This window comes from Sphingomonas prati (genome assembly GCF_014643515.1).
Classification (GTDB): Bacteria; Pseudomonadota; Alphaproteobacteria; order Sphingomonadales; family Sphingomonadaceae; genus Sphingomonas_R; species Sphingomonas_R prati.
The window spans coordinates 1,023,190-1,039,170 of record NZ_BMJP01000001.1 but is presented as its reverse complement, the minus strand read 5'-3'; the positions used below and the strand labels follow the sequence as shown (position 1 = coordinate 1,039,170).

13 protein-coding genes are annotated in these 15,981 nt (G+C 66.3%); 5 read left to right on the top strand and 8 right to left on the bottom strand.

The window, feature by feature from the left end:
• Positions 1–142 precede the first annotated feature (142 nt).
• Positions 143–697: a DUF4142 domain-containing protein gene (locus tag IEX50_RS04720; RefSeq protein ID WP_157175409.1), complete on the top strand. Its 555-nt coding sequence runs from the start codon at positions 143–145 to the stop codon at positions 695–697.
• Positions 698–951: 254 nt separating this feature from the next.
• Positions 952–1,746 carry a hypothetical protein gene (locus tag IEX50_RS04715; RefSeq protein WP_184075012.1) on the top strand — a complete coding sequence of 265 codons (795 nt, stop codon included), beginning with the start codon at positions 952–954 and terminating at the stop codon, positions 1,744–1,746.
• A gap of 4 nt (positions 1,747–1,750) precedes the next feature.
• Here the strand turns inward: IEX50_RS04715 and pth are convergent, their stop codons facing one another.
• Both pth and IEX50_RS04705 read right to left on the bottom strand, forming a co-directional pair.
• A complete protein-coding gene (pth, locus tag IEX50_RS04710) occupies positions 1,751–2,317 on the bottom strand; it encodes an aminoacyl-tRNA hydrolase (protein ID WP_157175411.1) in 567 nt (188 codons plus the stop codon).
• Positions 2,318–2,473: 156 nt separating this feature from the next.
• Positions 2,474–3,136 (bottom strand): 50S ribosomal protein L25/general stress protein Ctc, encoded by a 663-nt coding sequence (locus IEX50_RS04705; RefSeq protein ID WP_157175412.1) that lies wholly within the window; start codon positions 3,134–3,136, stop codon positions 2,474–2,476.
• Positions 3,137–3,436: 300 nt separating this feature from the next.
• Here IEX50_RS04705 and IEX50_RS04700 point away from each other — a divergent pair, with 300 nt between their 5' ends.
• From IEX50_RS04700 to ppdK, 3 genes are all read left to right on the top strand, one after another.
• Entirely contained in the window at positions 3,437–4,348 is a 912-nt protein-coding gene (locus IEX50_RS04700; RefSeq protein WP_157175413.1) for a glycine--tRNA ligase subunit alpha, read from the top strand.
• Complete coding sequence (glyS, locus tag IEX50_RS04695) at positions 4,348–6,690, top strand: glycine--tRNA ligase subunit beta (RefSeq protein ID WP_188699417.1); 2,343 nt, start codon at positions 4,348–4,350, stop codon at positions 6,688–6,690. The genes IEX50_RS04700 and glyS overlap by 1 nt, the downstream gene beginning before the upstream one ends.
• Before the next feature lie 377 nt (positions 6,691–7,067).
• Positions 7,068–9,755 carry a pyruvate, phosphate dikinase gene (gene ppdK, locus IEX50_RS04690; RefSeq protein ID WP_157175416.1) on the top strand — a complete coding sequence of 896 codons (2,688 nt, stop codon included), beginning with the start codon at positions 7,068–7,070 and terminating at the stop codon, positions 9,753–9,755.
• A 139-nt stretch (positions 9,756–9,894) separates the two neighbouring features.
• On the opposite strand, the gene IEX50_RS04685 is transcribed toward ppdK, so the two are convergent.
• From IEX50_RS04685 to IEX50_RS04660, 6 genes are all read right to left on the bottom strand, one after another.
• Complete coding sequence (locus IEX50_RS04685; RefSeq protein ID WP_157175417.1) at positions 9,895–10,401, bottom strand: helix-hairpin-helix domain-containing protein; 507 nt, start codon at positions 10,399–10,401, stop codon at positions 9,895–9,897.
• Positions 10,402–10,500: 99 nt separating this feature from the next.
• Positions 10,501–11,487, bottom strand: a complete 987-nt coding sequence (locus IEX50_RS04680) for a type II secretion system F family protein (RefSeq protein WP_157175418.1) — start codon at positions 11,485–11,487, stop codon at positions 10,501–10,503.
• A 16-nt stretch (positions 11,488–11,503) separates the two neighbouring features.
• Positions 11,504–12,472: a type II secretion system F family protein gene (locus tag IEX50_RS04675; RefSeq protein WP_157175419.1), complete on the bottom strand. Its 969-nt coding sequence runs from the start codon at positions 12,470–12,472 to the stop codon at positions 11,504–11,506.
• Between the two features lie 49 nt (positions 12,473–12,521).
• Positions 12,522–13,802 (bottom strand): P-loop NTPase family protein, encoded by a 1,281-nt coding sequence (locus IEX50_RS04670; RefSeq protein WP_157175420.1) that lies wholly within the window; start codon positions 13,800–13,802, stop codon positions 12,522–12,524.
• Positions 13,802–14,455 (bottom strand): CpaD family pilus assembly protein, encoded by a 654-nt coding sequence (locus tag IEX50_RS04665; RefSeq protein ID WP_157175421.1) that lies wholly within the window; start codon positions 14,453–14,455, stop codon positions 13,802–13,804. Before IEX50_RS04665 ends, IEX50_RS04670 begins: the two co-directional genes overlap by 1 nt.
• Before the next feature lie 26 nt (positions 14,456–14,481).
• Positions 14,482–15,981 (bottom strand): type II and III secretion system protein family protein, encoded by a 1,500-nt coding sequence (locus IEX50_RS04660; RefSeq protein WP_157175422.1) that lies wholly within the window; start codon positions 15,979–15,981, stop codon positions 14,482–14,484.

The following is a 15,981-nucleotide window of genomic DNA, read 5'->3' as shown; positions in this document are numbered from 1 at the left end:
GCGTTCGGATCCGCCGGCGTGACGCCGCGGTTTGCGGGGCGAATAGCCCGGACGGCGCGCGGACGCCAGCCGGGACGGGCGGAACCGGTAACGGGCGCGCGGTGTTGGGTAGCCATCAAGATCGACAGTTAAGGTAAACGATATGAAGCGCATGATGATGATTGCCGGCGCGATGATGCTGGCGACGAGCGGTATGACGGTGGCCCAGACGATGAGCCCGACCGACGTCGGCGTCCAGCTGATGACCGGCACGTCGGCCACCGATTATGTGAAGCTGGCCGCAGACGGCGACATGTACGAGATCGCATCGAGCAAGCTGGCGATGTCGAAGGCGCAGCGCCCCGACGTGAAGGCGTTTGCGCGCGAGATGGTTGCGGATCACACCGCGACCACGAAGACGCTGATGGCGGCGCTGAAGAACCCGGACCGCACGATCGCGAAGCCCGGCACGCGGATGTCGACCGGCAACGAGGCGAAGATCGCGCTGCTGAAGAAGGCACCGAAGGCGAGCTTCGACGACCTGTACCTGCAGCAGCAGATGCAGGCGCATCAGACGGCATGGGCGCTGCATGGCGGTTACGCGACCGACGGCACCGATCCGGCGCTGAAGCAGGTTGCTAGCACCGCGGTGCCGGTGATCGAGCGTCACCTGATGCATGTGAAGCAGATGACGACGACGGCGATGTCCGGCATGTGATCCGGCGGGCGGCGGGGTGTCGTCCCGCTGCCGGTAGGATAGGTGTTTCGGCTTCGGTCGGAACGAGAGAGGCCGGCCGCGGGAAACCGTGGGCCGGCTTTTTCTTGTCCGATTGGTCTGGGTCTGGTGATCGATACGGGGGACGGAGATTGCCCCCGACGTGCGCACGAGCCGCGAAGGTGCGCCGCGGAGAAACTTGTGGACCAGGCGACGCTAAGTGCCTCATGCTCCTTCAAAACAGGGGGGGTAGCATGATGGGTATGCGGGTTTGGGGCGGCGTGGTGGCGATCGCGTGTCTGGCGGTACCGGCCGTTGCGGCGGATGTCGGGAAGCAGGCGGCAATCGAGCGTGCGCTGGCCCGTGGGAAGAGCATCTACGCCTATGATCAGGCAGCGTGGGTGACCACGGATGCGATGATTGCCGCGATTCCCGAGGCACGGAAAAGCGAGGTTCGTGGCTGGGTGGTGGCACCTGCGGCGAAAGGGCGGCTTGCCGTGACCTATTACGGGCTGACGGGCTCGAAGCCCTACGCGGTCTTTACCGCCGATACGAACGGGCGGTCGGTCGACAACAAGCGGGTGTGGACGGCGGGCGAGGCGCGTGATCTGACACCCGAGCTGGCTGCACAGATCCGTGTACGGGAGCAGATGACGCGGCTGACCCTGCGGTCTTGTACCCCGGGGCCACTGAATAGCGTGATCCTGCCGCCGGAAACCAGCGGGGGGCCGTATATCGGCTATCTGCTGTCGGGAGCGACGGATCCGGCGGGCTATCCGGCCGGCGGGCATTACCGGATCGAGGTTTCGCAGGCCGGCGAGGTCGTGGCGCAGCGGCCGTTTACGAAGAGCTGCATCGCGTTGGGCGGCCGTGGGCCGGATGGCGCGAGGCCCGCCGCCTTGGTGGTCAGCCATATCCTGGATCCCGTGCCGACCGAGATCCATGTGTTCGTGTCGCTCGCGACCAAGCTGCCGCTGTATGTGGTGACCGGGCCGGATGCGACGTGGAAGGTCACGGGTACGGCGATCGAGCGGGTGAAGATGCCCGGCTAAAATGTCAGACCAGGCGGCGCGAGACTTCGTTCATGAAGCGGACGTCGTCGCGGGCGGCGAGGAGCGGGGCCTCGGCGGCGATCGCGCCGAGCATGGCGGCGAGCGGGTCCAGCTCGGACTTCGCGTAGTTGCCGAGGACGTGGCCCGTCACGCGGTCCTTGTGGCCGGGATGGTCGATGCCGATCCTGACGCGGCGGAAGGCGTTGCCGATATGCGCGTCGGCGGAGCGCAGGCCGTTGTGGCCGGCATTGCCGCCGCCGGTCTTCACCTTCACCTTGAACGCGGCGAGATCGAGTTCGTCGTGGAAGATGGTGAGCGCATCCTCGCCGAACTTGTAGAAGCGAAGCGCCTCGCCGATCGAGCGGCCGCTTTCGTTCATGAAGGTGGCGGGTTTGAGCAGCAGGACCTTGTCCGGGCCAATGCGGCCGGGGGCGAGCCAGCCCTGAAACTGTTTTTTCCACGGGCCGAAGCCATGGACCTCGGCGATCGCATCGACCGCCATGAAGCCGACATTGTGCCGGTGGAGCGCATATTCCGCGCCGGGATTACCCAGGCCGACCCAGATCTGCATGTGCTGGCGTCCTGTTCGGGTGGGCTGACGTTTGGGTGCCGAGGGGCCGCTTTGCGTTGCCCGTCTTTAAAGGATCGCCGCCACCGACGCCCCCCTGGGACGTCGGTGGCGGCGGACCGAAGCTGTCCCGCCCCCATGAGGGGAGCGGGAGGGGCCTCAGTCTTCCTTCTCTGCGGCGGCTTCCGCCTCGGCAGCGGCCGACTGCTCGGCGGCGAGCGCCTCGTCGGCGGCTTCGTCTTCGGCGTTCGGGATCGTCGGGGCGGCCATCGTCGCGATCGTGAAATCGCGGTCGGTGATCGCCGGGGTGACGCCGTTCGGCAGCGTGACGTTGCTGATGTGGATCGAGTCGCCGACTTCGACGCCGGCCAGCGAGATCGTGATCTCGCCCGGGATCTCGGACGCGTCGCAGACCAGGTCGACTTCATGCTGGACGATGTTCAGCACGCCGCCGCGCTTGATGCCCTTCGACTCTTCCTGATCGACGAACACGACAGGCACCGAGACGGTGATCGTGGCATGTTCGGAAATGCGCAGGAAATCGACGTGCATCGGCCGGTCGGTGACCGGGTGGAAGTGCACATCCTTGGGGATCGTGCGGATCGCGGCGCCGGCAACGCCGTCGACCATGATGACCGAATTCATGAAATGCCCGGTGTTGAGCATCTTCATCAGGGCCTTTTCCTCGACGTGGATCGAGAGGGCTTCCTGCTTGTTGCCGTAGATCACGGCGGGTACGCGGCCTTCACGACGCATGGCTCGGGAGGCTCCCTTGCCAGCCCGATCGCGCGTCTCGGCCGACAGTGTGAGCTGATCGCTCATAATATGTCTCCAGACATTGATGTTGACCCCACGCCGCGCCTCCAGGGATGACCATGGCAGGGATTGGCGCGCGTAGCGGGAATTGCGCGAAAAAGCAATTGGTGGCCGGGCTCCCTCCACCCATCGGGGGGAAGGCTGGGGTGGGGGGCTTAGGCCGGACGGACCATCACCCCAAGCCACGCCCCCCACCCCGACCCTCCCCCCGGTGGGGGGATGGAGGTATCTGGCCGCTTGCCTTGACGCTTTGCCTGTCGCTGACGCAAGGGTTTCGGCACATTAGTGAAAGTCCGAAGGCCTCCCATGCCCGACCTCAAGCCGCTCAGTTTTCAGGGCCTGATCCTGACACTCCACGACTATTGGAGCCGCCACGGCTGCGTCATTCTGCAGCCTTACGACATGGAAATGGGGGCGGGGACGTTCCACCCGGCGACGACGTTGCGCGCGCTGGGGCCGAAACCGTGGAAGGCCGCCTATGTCCAGCCGTCGCGGCGGCCGACGGACGGGCGGTACGGGGAAAATCCGAACCGGCTGGGGCATTATTACCAGTATCAGGTGATCCTGAAGCCGAGTCCGGACGACCTGCAGGACCTCTATCTCGGGTCGCTGGCGAAGATCGGGATCGATTTCACCGCGCACGATATCCGGTTCGTCGAGGACGATTGGGAGAGCCCGACGCTGGGCGCGTGGGGGCTGGGCTGGGAGGTCTGGTGCGACGGGATGGAAGTGACGCAGTTCACCTATTTCCAGCAAGTCGGCGGCTATGACTGCAAGCCGGTGGCGGGCGAGCTGACCTACGGGCTGGAGCGGCTGGCGATGTACATCCAGGGCGTCGACAATGTGTACGACCTGGCGTTCAACGACGACGGCGTGACCTATGGCGACGTGTTCCTCGAGAACGAGAAGCAGTTTTCGAAGTATAATTTCGAGGCGGCCAACACCGAGACGCTGTTCAAGCAGTTCACTCTGGCCGCGGACGAGGCGCGTGCGCTGATCGAGGCGAAGCTGCCGTTGCCGGCGTACGACCAGGCGATCAAGGCGAGCCATATCTTCAACACGTTACAGGCGCGCGGGGTCATCTCGGTGGCGGAGCGCGCGGCCTATATGGGCCGGGTGCGCGATCTGGCGAAGGGCAGTTGCCAGGCGTGGATGGCGCATAATGGCTGGGACGATGACAGCTTGAAGTCGGCCGCTACGGCTCGGGATGCGAACTGATGGCTGATTTTCTGCTCGAGCTCCTGTCCGAGGAAATTCCTGCGCGGATGCAGGAGAAGGCGTGCGCGGATCTGGCGCGGCTGTTCGCGGCCGAGCTGGCGAAGGCCGGGCTGGCGGCCGACGCGGTCGAAACCTACGCAACGCCGCGGCGGCTGGCGCTGATCGCACGCGGTCTGCCGCTGGCGACGGAGCCGGTGGCGGAGGAGGTGAAAGGTCCGCGTGCCGATGCGCCGCCGCAGGCGCTGGCCGGCTTCCTGGGCAAGACCGGGCTGACGCGCGAGCAGCTGGTCGAGCGGGCGGATGCCAAGGGCAACATCATCCTGTTCGCGGTGACCGAGAAGCCGGGGCGGGCGACCGCGGCGGTGCTGGCCGAGGCGGTGCCGGCGATCATCCGCGGGTTCCCGTGGCCGAAATCGATGCGCTGGGGGGCGGAGTCCGCCAGCACCGCGTCGCTGCGCTGGGTCCGGCCGCTGAAGGGGATCGTGGCGCTGCTCGACGAGATGGTCGTGCCGATCGAGATCGCCGGCATCGTGTCGGGTGCGGCCACGGTGGGCCACCGGTTCCACCATCCCGAGCCGATCACGATCGGGTCGGCGGACGATTATGCGTTCAAGCTGCGCACCGCGCACGTGATCCTGGACCCGGCCGAACGGCGCGCGATCATTCGCGACGGGGCTGCATCGGTTGCGGCTGCCGCTGGATTGACGGTGGTGCCGGACGAGGGGCTGGTCGCGGAGAATGCGGGGCTGACGGAGTGGCCGGTGCCGTTGCTGGGTGCGTTCGACCCGGCGTTTCTGTCGGTGCCGCGCGAGGTGATCCAGCTGACCATGCGGACCAACCAGAAGTATTTCGCGCTGGTGGATGGCGCGGGGGCGCTGGCGCCGAACTTCGTCTGCACGGCGAACATCATGGCGCGCGACGGCGGCGTGGGTGTCGTTGCGGGCAATGCGAAGGTGCTGGCGGCGCGGTTGTCGGATGCGAAGTTTTTCTGGGAACAGGATCTGAAGGTAAAGTTGGCGGAGAGCGCCGCGAAGCTGGACCAGATCGTGTTTCACGAGAAGCTCGGGACGGTGGCGGACAAGGTCAACCGGGTCGCGAAGCTGGCGCGGTGGTTGGTGGAGGAGGGGATTGTTTCTTCTTCCCCCTCTCCCCTGCGGGGAGAGGGCCGGGGAGAGGGGAGCAACCTCGCCACCGGCGCGACGCCTGACGGAGAGGTCGCTCCCCTCTCCCAACCCTCTCCCCGGGGGGGAGAGGGCTTTGCCCGCGACGAGCTTGCGCAGATGGCCGAGACCGCGGCGCGGCTGTGCAAGGCGGACCTCGTCACCGGCATGGTCGGCGAGTTCCCCGAATTGCAGGGCATCATGGGCGGCTATTATGCCCGCGCGGAAGGCTATCCCGACGCGGTCGCCGACGCGATCCGCGACCATTACAAGCCGGTCGGTCAGGGCGACGACGTGCCGACCGCTCCGGTAACGGTGGCGGTTTCGTTGGCGGATAAGCTGGATACGATCGCGGGATTCTTTGTAGAGGAGATGCCGCCAAGTGGATCTAGGGACCCTTACGCTCTGCGTCGTGCGGCTCTCGGTATAGTGCGAACGATCATTTTGAACCGGATGGAACTGCCGCTTTTAATCGCCACATTTGTTGCGGCAGCAAACGTTACATTTCGGAATCAGGTCAGCCCGTTTGATCGCATTCTTCCTACGATTGGCGAGCTTCAAAAGCTCAAGGCAACTGTTGGATGGAAGCAGATATTTGATCAGTTGATAGTGGCGGCGACCAACCAAGCGAATGCGGATGCCGAACTTTTCACGATTAAGGCTAAAGCTACAGCCATAGACCTTCTCGATTTTTTTGCGGACCGTCTTAAGGTTCAGCAGAAAGAAGCGGGTGTTCGTCACGACCTGATCGACGCGGTGTTCGCACTCGGCGGTGAGGAGGATCTCGTTCGGCTGTTGGCGCGGGTGCAGGCGTTGCAGGCGTTTGTGGAGACGCCGGAGGGGATCAACCTGTTGGCGGGGTATAAGCGGGCGGCCAATATTTTGAAGAAGGAGGCTCCGGCGGAGTCTGCGGGGGCTGAGTATGTGATGGAGCCGGCGGAGGCGGAGCTAGTGGCGGCGCTGGATGCTGTGGAGCCGGCGGCGGAGGCTGCGGTGGCGGCCGAGGACTTTGCGGGGGCTATGGCGGCGCTTAGTCGTTTGCGGGGGCCGATCGATGCGTTTTTCGAGGGTGTGACCGTGAACGATGCTGATGCGGGGAAGCGGGCGGCTCGGTTGGCTTTGTTGGGGCGGATTCGGGCGGCTGTGCACCGGGTGGCGGATTTTTCGAGGATCGAGGGGTAGGGTTGGTGTTCCCCCGCGGAGGCGGGGGTCCAGTTCTGGGTTTTGGTCTTGGGGCTGGGTGGGTTGATACTCGTCTGTCGGTATTCGACGCTTAGCTGGGCCCCCGCATCCGCGGGGGCACGGCGTGTTTCGGTTTGCTGTTGTTCCCCGGCGTAGGCCGGGGCCTTGGTGGGGATGTTTCACCTGGGCCCCGGCCTACGCGGGAGAACTGTTTGCGGCTTGGTGCAGCCGTTTCGCCTAGGCCCCGGCCTTCGCCGGGGAGCTGTTGGGAGTCGGGGCTCGGGCTGGACCAGTCCTTGTCCAGCGTTGTCAGGGTTGTCCTTCTACGGTCCGGGTCGCCAAGTGGGGGCCATTGTTGATCGCTTGAAGGAATGCCCATGGCCACCGATCCTACCGCCGCGGCGCCGCGCTATGTCTATCGTTTCGGCGGGGGGGTGTCCGACGGGGGCAAGGGCGACAAGAACCTGCTTGGCGGCAAGGGTGCGAACCTGGCGGAGATGGCGTCGATCGGCCTGCCGGTGCCGCCGGGGTTCACGATCTCGACCGACATGTGCGTGCGTTATTATGACGAGGGCGAGCAGTTTCCGCAGTCGTTGCGCGACGAGGTGGCCGCAGGGCTGACCCATATCGAGGGGATCACGGGCAAGGCGTTCGGCGATGCGGCCGATCCGTTGCTGGTGTCCGTGCGGTCCGGCGCGCGGGCGTCGATGCCGGGGATGATGGACACGGTGCTGAACCTGGGCCTGAACGACGAGACGGTCGAGGGGCTGGCCGCGGTGTCGGAGGATCCGCGGTTTGCGTGGGACAGCTACCGCCGTTTCATCCAGATGTATTCGGACGTCGTGCTGGAGCTGGATCACGGCGCGTTCGAGGAGGCGCTTGAGATCGCCAAGGAGGATCGCGGCTATACGCTCGATACGCAGCTGAGTGCCGAGGACTGGCAGGCGCTGGTCAAGGAGTACAAGGCGATCGTGCTCGACCAGTGGAAGAAGCCGTTCCCGCAGGACGTGCACGAGCAGCTGTGGGGTGCGGTCGGCGCGGTGTTCGGTTCGTGGCAGTCGGAGCGTGCCAAGGTGTATCGTCGGCTGAACGACATCCCGGCCGCATGGGGCACCGCGGTGAACGTGCAGGCGATGGTGTTCGGCAACATGGGCGATACGTCGGCGACCGGCGTGGCGTTCACGCGCGATCCGTCGAAGGGCGACCGGGCCTATTACGGTGAGTTCCTGATCAACGCGCAGGGCGAGGATGTCGTCGCGGGCATCCGCACGCCGCAATATCTGACGCTGGCGGCGCGAGAGGCGGCGGGTGCGCGCGCGGCATCGATGGAAGAGGCGATGCCCGAGGTCTATGCCGAGCTGGCCAAGGTGTTCGACCTGCTCGAGACGCATTACCGCGACATGCAGGACATCGAGTTCACGGTGGAACGCGGGCATCTGTGGATGCTGCAGACCCGCGCGGGCAAGCGGACCGCGAAGGCGGCGCTGAAGATCGCGGTGGACATGGCGGCCGAGGGGCTGATTTCGGAAGAGGAGGCGGTCGACCGCGTCGATCCGGCGGCACTCGACCAGCTGCTCCACCCGACGCTCGATCCGGCGGCGCCGCGCGACGTGATCGCCAAGGGGCTGCCCGCATCGCCGGGTGCGGCATCGGGCATGGTCGTGTTCGACGCCGATACGGCGGAGAAGCGGTCCGAGCAGGGTGAGTCCGTCATTCTGGTGCGCGTCGAGACGAGCCCGGAGGATATCCACGGGATGCATGCGGCCAAGGGCATCCTGACCGCGCGCGGCGGGATGACCAGCCATGCGGCGGTCGTGGCGCGCGGCATGGGGCGGCCGTGCGTGTCGGGCGTCGGCACGCTGAACATCGACGCCAAGGCGAAGGTGATGAAGGTCGGCGGGCGCGAGGTGCGCGAGGGCGACATCCTGACGATCGACGGATCGACCGGCGAGGTGATGCTGGGCGAGGTGCCGACGGTGCAGCCCGAGCTGTCGGGCGATTTCGCCGCGCTGATGGTGTGGGCCGACAAGGTCCGCCGGCTGAAGGTGCGGACCAATGCCGAGACGCCGAACGATTGCCGCACCGCGCGGGAATTCGGCGCGGAGGGCATCGGGCTGTGCCGGACGGAGCATATGTTCTTCGACGCGGCGCGGATCACCGCGGTGCGCCAGATGATCCTGGCGGAGGACGAGGCGGGCCGGCGGAAGGCGCTGGCGCTGCTGCTGCCCGAGCAGCGGTCCGATTTCGCGGAGATCTTCGAGATCATGGCGGGCCTGCCGGTTACCATTCGCTTGCTCGATCCGCCGCTTCACGAATTCCTGCCGCATGCGGAGGAGGAGTTCGTCGAGGTGGCCAAGGCGACCGGGCTGAGCCTGGAGGCGTTAAAGCGGCGGTCGACCGAGCTGCACGAGTTCAACCCGATGCTGGGCCATCGCGGGTGCCGGCTGGGTGTGACCTATCCGGAGATCTACGAGATGCAGGCGCGGGCGATCTTCGAGGCGGCGGTCGACGTGGCGGAGCGGACCGGTGCCGCGCCGATCCCCGAGGTGATGGTGCCGCTGGTCGGCACGGCGCGGGAGCTGGAGCTGATGAAGGCGGTGATCGACAAGGCGGCGGCGGCTGTGTTCGCCGACAAGGGCCGGACGGTCGAGTATCTGGTCGGCACGATGATCGAGGTGCCGCGCGCCGCGATCAAGGCGGGCGAGATCGCCGAGTTCGGCGAGTTCTTCAGCTTCGGCACGAACGACCTGACGCAGATGACGCTGGGCGTCAGCCGCGACGATGCGAGCCGGTTCCTGTCGGTCTATGTCGACCAGGGGATCTACGCCAAGGACCCGTTCGTCAGCCTGGACGTGGAGGGTGTCGGCGAGCTGATCGCGCTGGCGGCGGAGCGCGGGCGTGCGGCGCGGCCGGACATCAAGCTGGGCATCTGCGGCGAACATGGTGGCGACCCGGCGAGCATCGCGTTCTGCGAAAAGACCGGGTTAGATTATGTTTCGGCGTCGCCGTACCGGGTGCCGATTGCGCGGTTGGCGGCGGCGCAGGCGGCTTTGCGCGCCCGGTAAGTTGGCTCCCTCCCCCAACCGGGGGGAGAGCTGGGGTGGGGGGTGTTTCTGGGTGGAGCGCCTTTGGGTTGGTCTTCCTCGACCGAAGCCCCGCCGCCCAACCCTCCCCCCGGTTGGGGGAGGGCTATAGATCTTGTCCTTACGAGAAGGTGCGGCGGTGGTCGTCGTGGCGGCCGGTGTCGAGCAGTTCGGCTTGTTCGCGCCAGCGTTCGCGGGCGATGACGCCGGGGGTGGCGCCCAGCTTGTTTTCGAGGGCGGCTTCGTCCGCCGCGCTCATCCGGACGATGTCGCGGTAGCTGTGGACGCCGAGGTCCTTCAACCGCGCTTCGTCACCGCGACCGACGCCGCGGATCAGCGACAGGTCGTCGCGCTGGCCAGCGCCAGCAGCGCCGAGGCCGCCCGCCACGCCTAGACCGGTCCCGTTCGCGATCCCGCTGTGGTTGGACCGTTCGAATTGGGCGATGCGATCGTTCGCGGCCGCGAGGCGCGCGTCGTGCGCGGTGCGTGCGGCGGCATGGTCGGCGCGTTCGGCCTCATAAGCACGGCGCCACTTGGCGCCGCCGGAGCGGGAGGCGAGCCCGAGCAGCCAGCCCAGCACCAGTACGAGCAGCAGGATCGCCCATTGGTTCGTCGTGAAAGCCGGCATCTTCAACCTCCCTTTTCTGTGCGGCACAAACACCGCGGCGCGGCCAGTCGTTCCGCCCGGGTTACGAGCGGTCGGTGAGGCGCGCAACCAGACGCCGGCTTACTTGATCAGGTTATCCGAAATCGAGCAGGCGGCGGGGCCGAGGATGACGATGAACAGCACGGGTAGGATGAACAGGATCAGCGGCACCGTCATGATCGCGGGCAGGCGCGCGGCCTTTTCCTCTGCGCGCATCATGCGTTCGTTGCGGAATTCGGCGGACAGGACGCGGAGCGCGGAGGCAAGCGGGGTGCCGTATTTCTCGGTCTGGATCATGGTGGTAACGACGCCGCGGACCGCATCGAGCGCGACGCGCTGCGCCAGGTTTTCGAACGCGGAGCGGCGATCTGTCAAAAAACTGAGCTCGATCGCGGTGAGCGCGAATTCGTCGCCGAGTTCGGGATAGGCCTTGCCCAGTTCGCGCGCGACGCGGTTGAACGCGGCATCGACGGTCAGGCCCGCCTCGGCACAGATGACGAGCAGGTCGAGCGCATCGGGGAGGCCCTTCTGGATCTCCTTTGACCGTTTTGAAATCTTGTTCTGCACGAACAGGTCGGGCGCCTTGTAGCTCGTGATCAGCGCGACGGCGAAGAGCGCGAACTTCTTGAACGAGCCCCATTCCGGAAACCCGTCGAGGCCGTAGATGTAAAAGGCCGCGCCGCCGCCGATGACGATCGGCAGGACCAGCCGGCCGAAGATGACAGCGATCGCGGCGTCCTTCGACCGGATGCCGGCCTGCACCAGCTTGCGTTGCGCATCCTCGAGCTGCGATTCTTGCAACACTTTGAGCGAGGCGAGCAGCGTCCGCATGCGATCGGTCGCATGGCTCGCGCTTTTGAGCTTTGCGCGGCGTGATGTGGACGCGGTGATGCCGGCCTTCAGCTGTTCGCGCCGTTCGTTGAGCGCCTTGACGCGTTTCGCCATCGGATCGCGCACGCTGAGCGCGGTGTAGATCGCGTAGACTAGGCACAAGGTGGCGAAGGCGGAGAGGAGCGTGGCGGCCCAGAGGACGTCGATCCCCATGAGCGTCGGGCCGGTGGTCTGCATGATCGTCCGTCCCCGCTCAGATTTCGAAGTTGATCATCTGCGCCATGATGTAGGCGCCGATCGACATCCAGACGATGCCGCCGCCGCCGGCGATCATCAGCCGTGGGTCCGTGAAGAATTTCAGCATGTAGCCGGAATTGACCATGTAGATCATGCCGAACACGACGAACGGCAGCGAGCCGAGGATGTAAGCCGACGCGCGCGATTCGGACGCCATCGCCTTGATCTTCAGCTTCATCTGGCTGCGCTTGCGCAGGACATCGGCCAGGTTGCTGAGCGTTTCGGCGAGGTTGCCACCGGTTTCGCGCTGGATCGCCAGCGTGATGACGAAGAACTGGAATTCCGGCGTGCCGAGCCGATCAGCCGTTTCCTGGAGCGCCGCCTCCATGCTGCGGCCGATCTTCATCTTGTCGGCGACGCGGCGGAACTCGATGCCGACCGGGCCCGGGACCTCCGACCCCACGACGCCCAGTGTTTCCGAGATGGGCAGGCCGGAACGCAGGCCGCGGACCAGGAGCTCGATGGCATCCGGGAACTTGGCGGTGAACGCCTTGATCCGCCGCGCGGTGACGATGCCGACGAACTTGTACGGCAGGCCGATGCCGGCGAACAACCCGACCGACAGAGCGAGCAGGAACGGCGCCCCGCGCAACAGCAGCAGGATGAAAACCCCAAGGCCGATCGCGATCGATACGATCGCATATTTGCCGATCGTCCAGTCCTTGCCGGTCGCCTCCAGCTTGCGCGCGATCGATTCCGGGTTGGGCAGGAGGCGCGTGAAATAGCTGTCGAGCCGGGTCTCGCGCTGTTGCAGCACGCGGCGCATCTGCGCCTCGACGATGTTGCCTTCGGCGTGGCGCAGCTTGACCGCGCCGATGCGGCGGTTCTGCGCCTTCACCGCGGACGGGCCGGAGAAGGCCGCGACCAGCATGATGCCGGCCGACAGCAACGCGCCCAGCAGGACGAGCATCGGCATCATCGGCATGGACGAAATCCTCCGCCGGAACCGGGCGCGTGGAGGGCGACCGGAGGCATCAGCCCTTGACCGGCTTCAGCTTGCGCACGGGCAGCATGGACTTGAGGTCGCCGAACTTGCCCAGCAGCGAGCGGGCCGCCGCGGGGCCGCCAATCAACGGCGCGTCGGCCGTCTCCATCATGCGCGCCGCAATGTCCTGAAGTTGCACGGCGAGCTTGGTGCCTTTGGCGACCTCCGCCAGTGGCTTGCCGAGCTTTGCCGCCTGTGCGGCAAGTTTCGGATCGAACGGCAGCACGACGTCGATCTTGCGTTCGATCGAGCTTTCGAAATCGCTGCGGCTGACCTCGGTCGGGCCGGTCGTGGGCACGCGGTTCGCGACGACGATGACGCGCGATTGCGGGGCGGACGATTTCAGCCACGACAAGATGCGGATCGTGTCGCGGGTGGCGGCGAGCGTGAGATCCGCGACGACGACCGTGGTGTGGGCATCGTGCATCAGCAGCGGATGTTCGACTAGCACGTGGCGCGGCAGATCGATGACGGTGCATTCATAGGCACCCTTCATCTCCTCCTGCAGCTGGAAATAGGCGCCGCCGCCATTGGCGAGCGGGCTGGTGATCGGCGCCTCCGCGGACAGGACGGACAGCCGCTGGTTCGCCTTCACCATCGCGCGTTCCAGAAATAGCCCATCGATCCGGCCCGGATTCTCGATCGCGTCGGTGAGGCCGCGGCCGGGTTCCAGATCCAGCGCCAGTGCGCCGGTGCCGAAATGCACGTCGAGGTCGAGCAGGGCGGTGGTGCGGCCATGCTTTTCGCCGAACAGCCAGGCGCAGGATGTCGCCACGGTCGATGCACCGACGCCGCCGCGGACGCCGATGACGGCACACATTAGGTGCATCCGGTCCGTCGCCGGGTCGGCATGACGCGGTCCGGACACGACCATCTGCGCGTGGGTGAAGGCGTCGCGCACCTGATCGGTCGAGAATGGTTTGAGGAGGTAATCCTGGATCCCGGAGGCGACGAGATCGCGGTACAGCCGGACGTCGTTGACCATGCCGGCGGCGATCACGATCGTGCCGGGTTCGCAGACCTCCGCCAGCGCATTGATGTCGTTGAGCGGATCACCGCTTTCCGACATGTCGACGAACAGGATGTTGGGGCTGGCGGAAACCGACAGCGACTGGACCGCGGCGCGCAGGCCGCCGAGGAAGATCTTTTCCGTCGGCCAGCCGAGTTCGGCCGCGACGGGTTTCAGGACGTCGGCGGTCGCCTGGTCGCAGACATAGGCCGCGAACGGTTCCTTGAGGACGCTGCTGCGGATCTGGAAGGGGGCGTTCATTACTGGCCACCTCCCTTGGTGCTTTCGGTCTTGATCGTGCCACCGGCACCGGTCGGGACGAGGTCGTTATAGGCTTTCAGCGCGCGGGTGTTCGCGGTCGTGCTGCGTGCGGCGGGGCCCTTGCGGCCGGTGATCAAGTCCTGCGGGTCGGCGATCATCGCGGCCAGGTTGCTGTTCGTGGCGCACCCGAAATTGCGATCGGTGGACCCGTCGTCATAGGCCTGCGACGCGCGGGACCAGTTCGGGCAGTTGGGCACGAAGGCCGTGCTGCGGCTGACGATCACGCGGACCATGCCGTCGGCGACCGCGCCTTCAGTAACGGGTGGGGTTTCGCCGACGAGCAGCCCGTAGTGCGCGGTGACGCGGGCGACCGCATCCTGCGCGAGGCGGCCGCCGCGCGCACCGTTATCGACGGTGATGCGGTCGCCGTAACCGATCTTCAGCGCGTCGAACCAGCCGGTCAGGCGGCGATCCTCGCCATCGGCCAGACCGTCATATCCCGTGCGGACGTCGAGCGCGTAATCCTGCCGTGCGACGAGCGGTTGATTGATCGATTCCATGCCGCGCGTGACGGAGCGGGCGGCGGGGCCGCAACCGGTGAGGAGAAGGCCGCCGGCCATGACGGCGGTGATGAGGGGACGTATCGGGCGCATCGGAGCGGCTTCCTTTTCGTCGGTCGTCAGAATGAGAAGCCGGGAGCGGCGACGGGCGGCGTAGTGCCGGGCGGGACGGCAGCGGTGCCACCGCGCGCGGCCGGCGCGACGGTCATCGGCCGGACCGGCACGGACGGCACCGCGCGTGGGACGAGACGGGGGCTGTTGCTGCCCTCCGCCAGTTGTCCGCCCAGAATGCGGGCGGCGTCGTTCGGCGAACGATAGCCGTCGGTGGGCAGCACGATGCGGTTGGCATCGGTCGGCTTCACCAGATACGGCGTCACGACGATCACCAGCTCGGTTTCCTTGCGCTGGAAACTGTTTGACCGGAACAGCGCGCCGATGACGGGCAGGTCGCCCAGGAACGGCGCCTTGGTGATCGCGTTGTTCTGGTTGTTCGACAGCAGGCCGCCGATCACCATCGATTCACCCGAGCCCAGTTCCAACGTGGTTTCGGTGCGGCTGGTGCTGATCCCCGGGATCGTATAGCCGCCGAGCGAGACCGAACCGGCGCTGGTCAGCTGCGACACCTCCGGCCGGACGCGCATCGAGATGCGGCCGTCGGACAGCACGAACGGCGTGAACGACAGGCTGACGCCATATTGCTTATATTCGACCGAGACGGCACCGAGCCCCTGGCTGATCGGGATTGGGATTTCGCCGCCGGCCAGGAAGCTGGCGGTTTCGCCCGACAGCGCGGTCAGGTTCGGGTTCGCCAGCGTCGTGACGAAGCCATTTTGTTCGGCGAGGTCGAGGGCCGAAATGATGTCCAACCCGAACAGCTTGCCAGCGAAACTCAGCGTCGATCCGATGCTGCCGCGCGTGACCTTCCCCGTATCGACGTCGATGCTGCCGCCCTGCGCGATGCCGAAGTTGAAGCCGCTCGTGCTGTCGCTGGTCAGCAGGTTCACGCCGACATTCTTCAGGAACGACCGGCTGACCTCCGCGATCCGGACCTGGAGGTTTACCTGGAGCGGGGTTGCGGTTTTGAGCCGGCTGACGATCTGCGTCGTGGCGCCGGAGAAGGCCTGGACCAGGCGCGTCGCCTCCCCTACGTCGTCGGGCGTCGCGACCGTGCCGGTCAGCAGGACCATGCCGTTGATCGACGTTGCCACGATCGCCGCATCGGGCAGCGCCAGTTGCAGCATCTGATCGAGGTTGGTGATGTTCTGCCCCACGCGTACGGTGGCGGACCACACGACGGCGCCGGACTTGTCGGTGGCCGAAACGGTGGTTTCGCCAGGGCCCTTGCCGAAGACGTAGAGCTGGTTTGCGGACCGGACCTGTACGTCGGCGATCTTTTCGTCCGCGACGAACAGATCGGACATGGCGCGGGGCAGGCGGATCATCTGACCGCGGCCGACCGACAGCTGCAACACGCGAGTGCCGATCTCGGACTGCGCAGGCGCAGTCCGCGTGGCGGCGGAGACCGGCAGCGGGGTGGCGAGCGCGATGGCGGCGGCGAGGCCCGCCGCGACCGTCAGGCCGATCGCGCCGTTGCGGGACGCGGTGAAATCGGGGCGCAT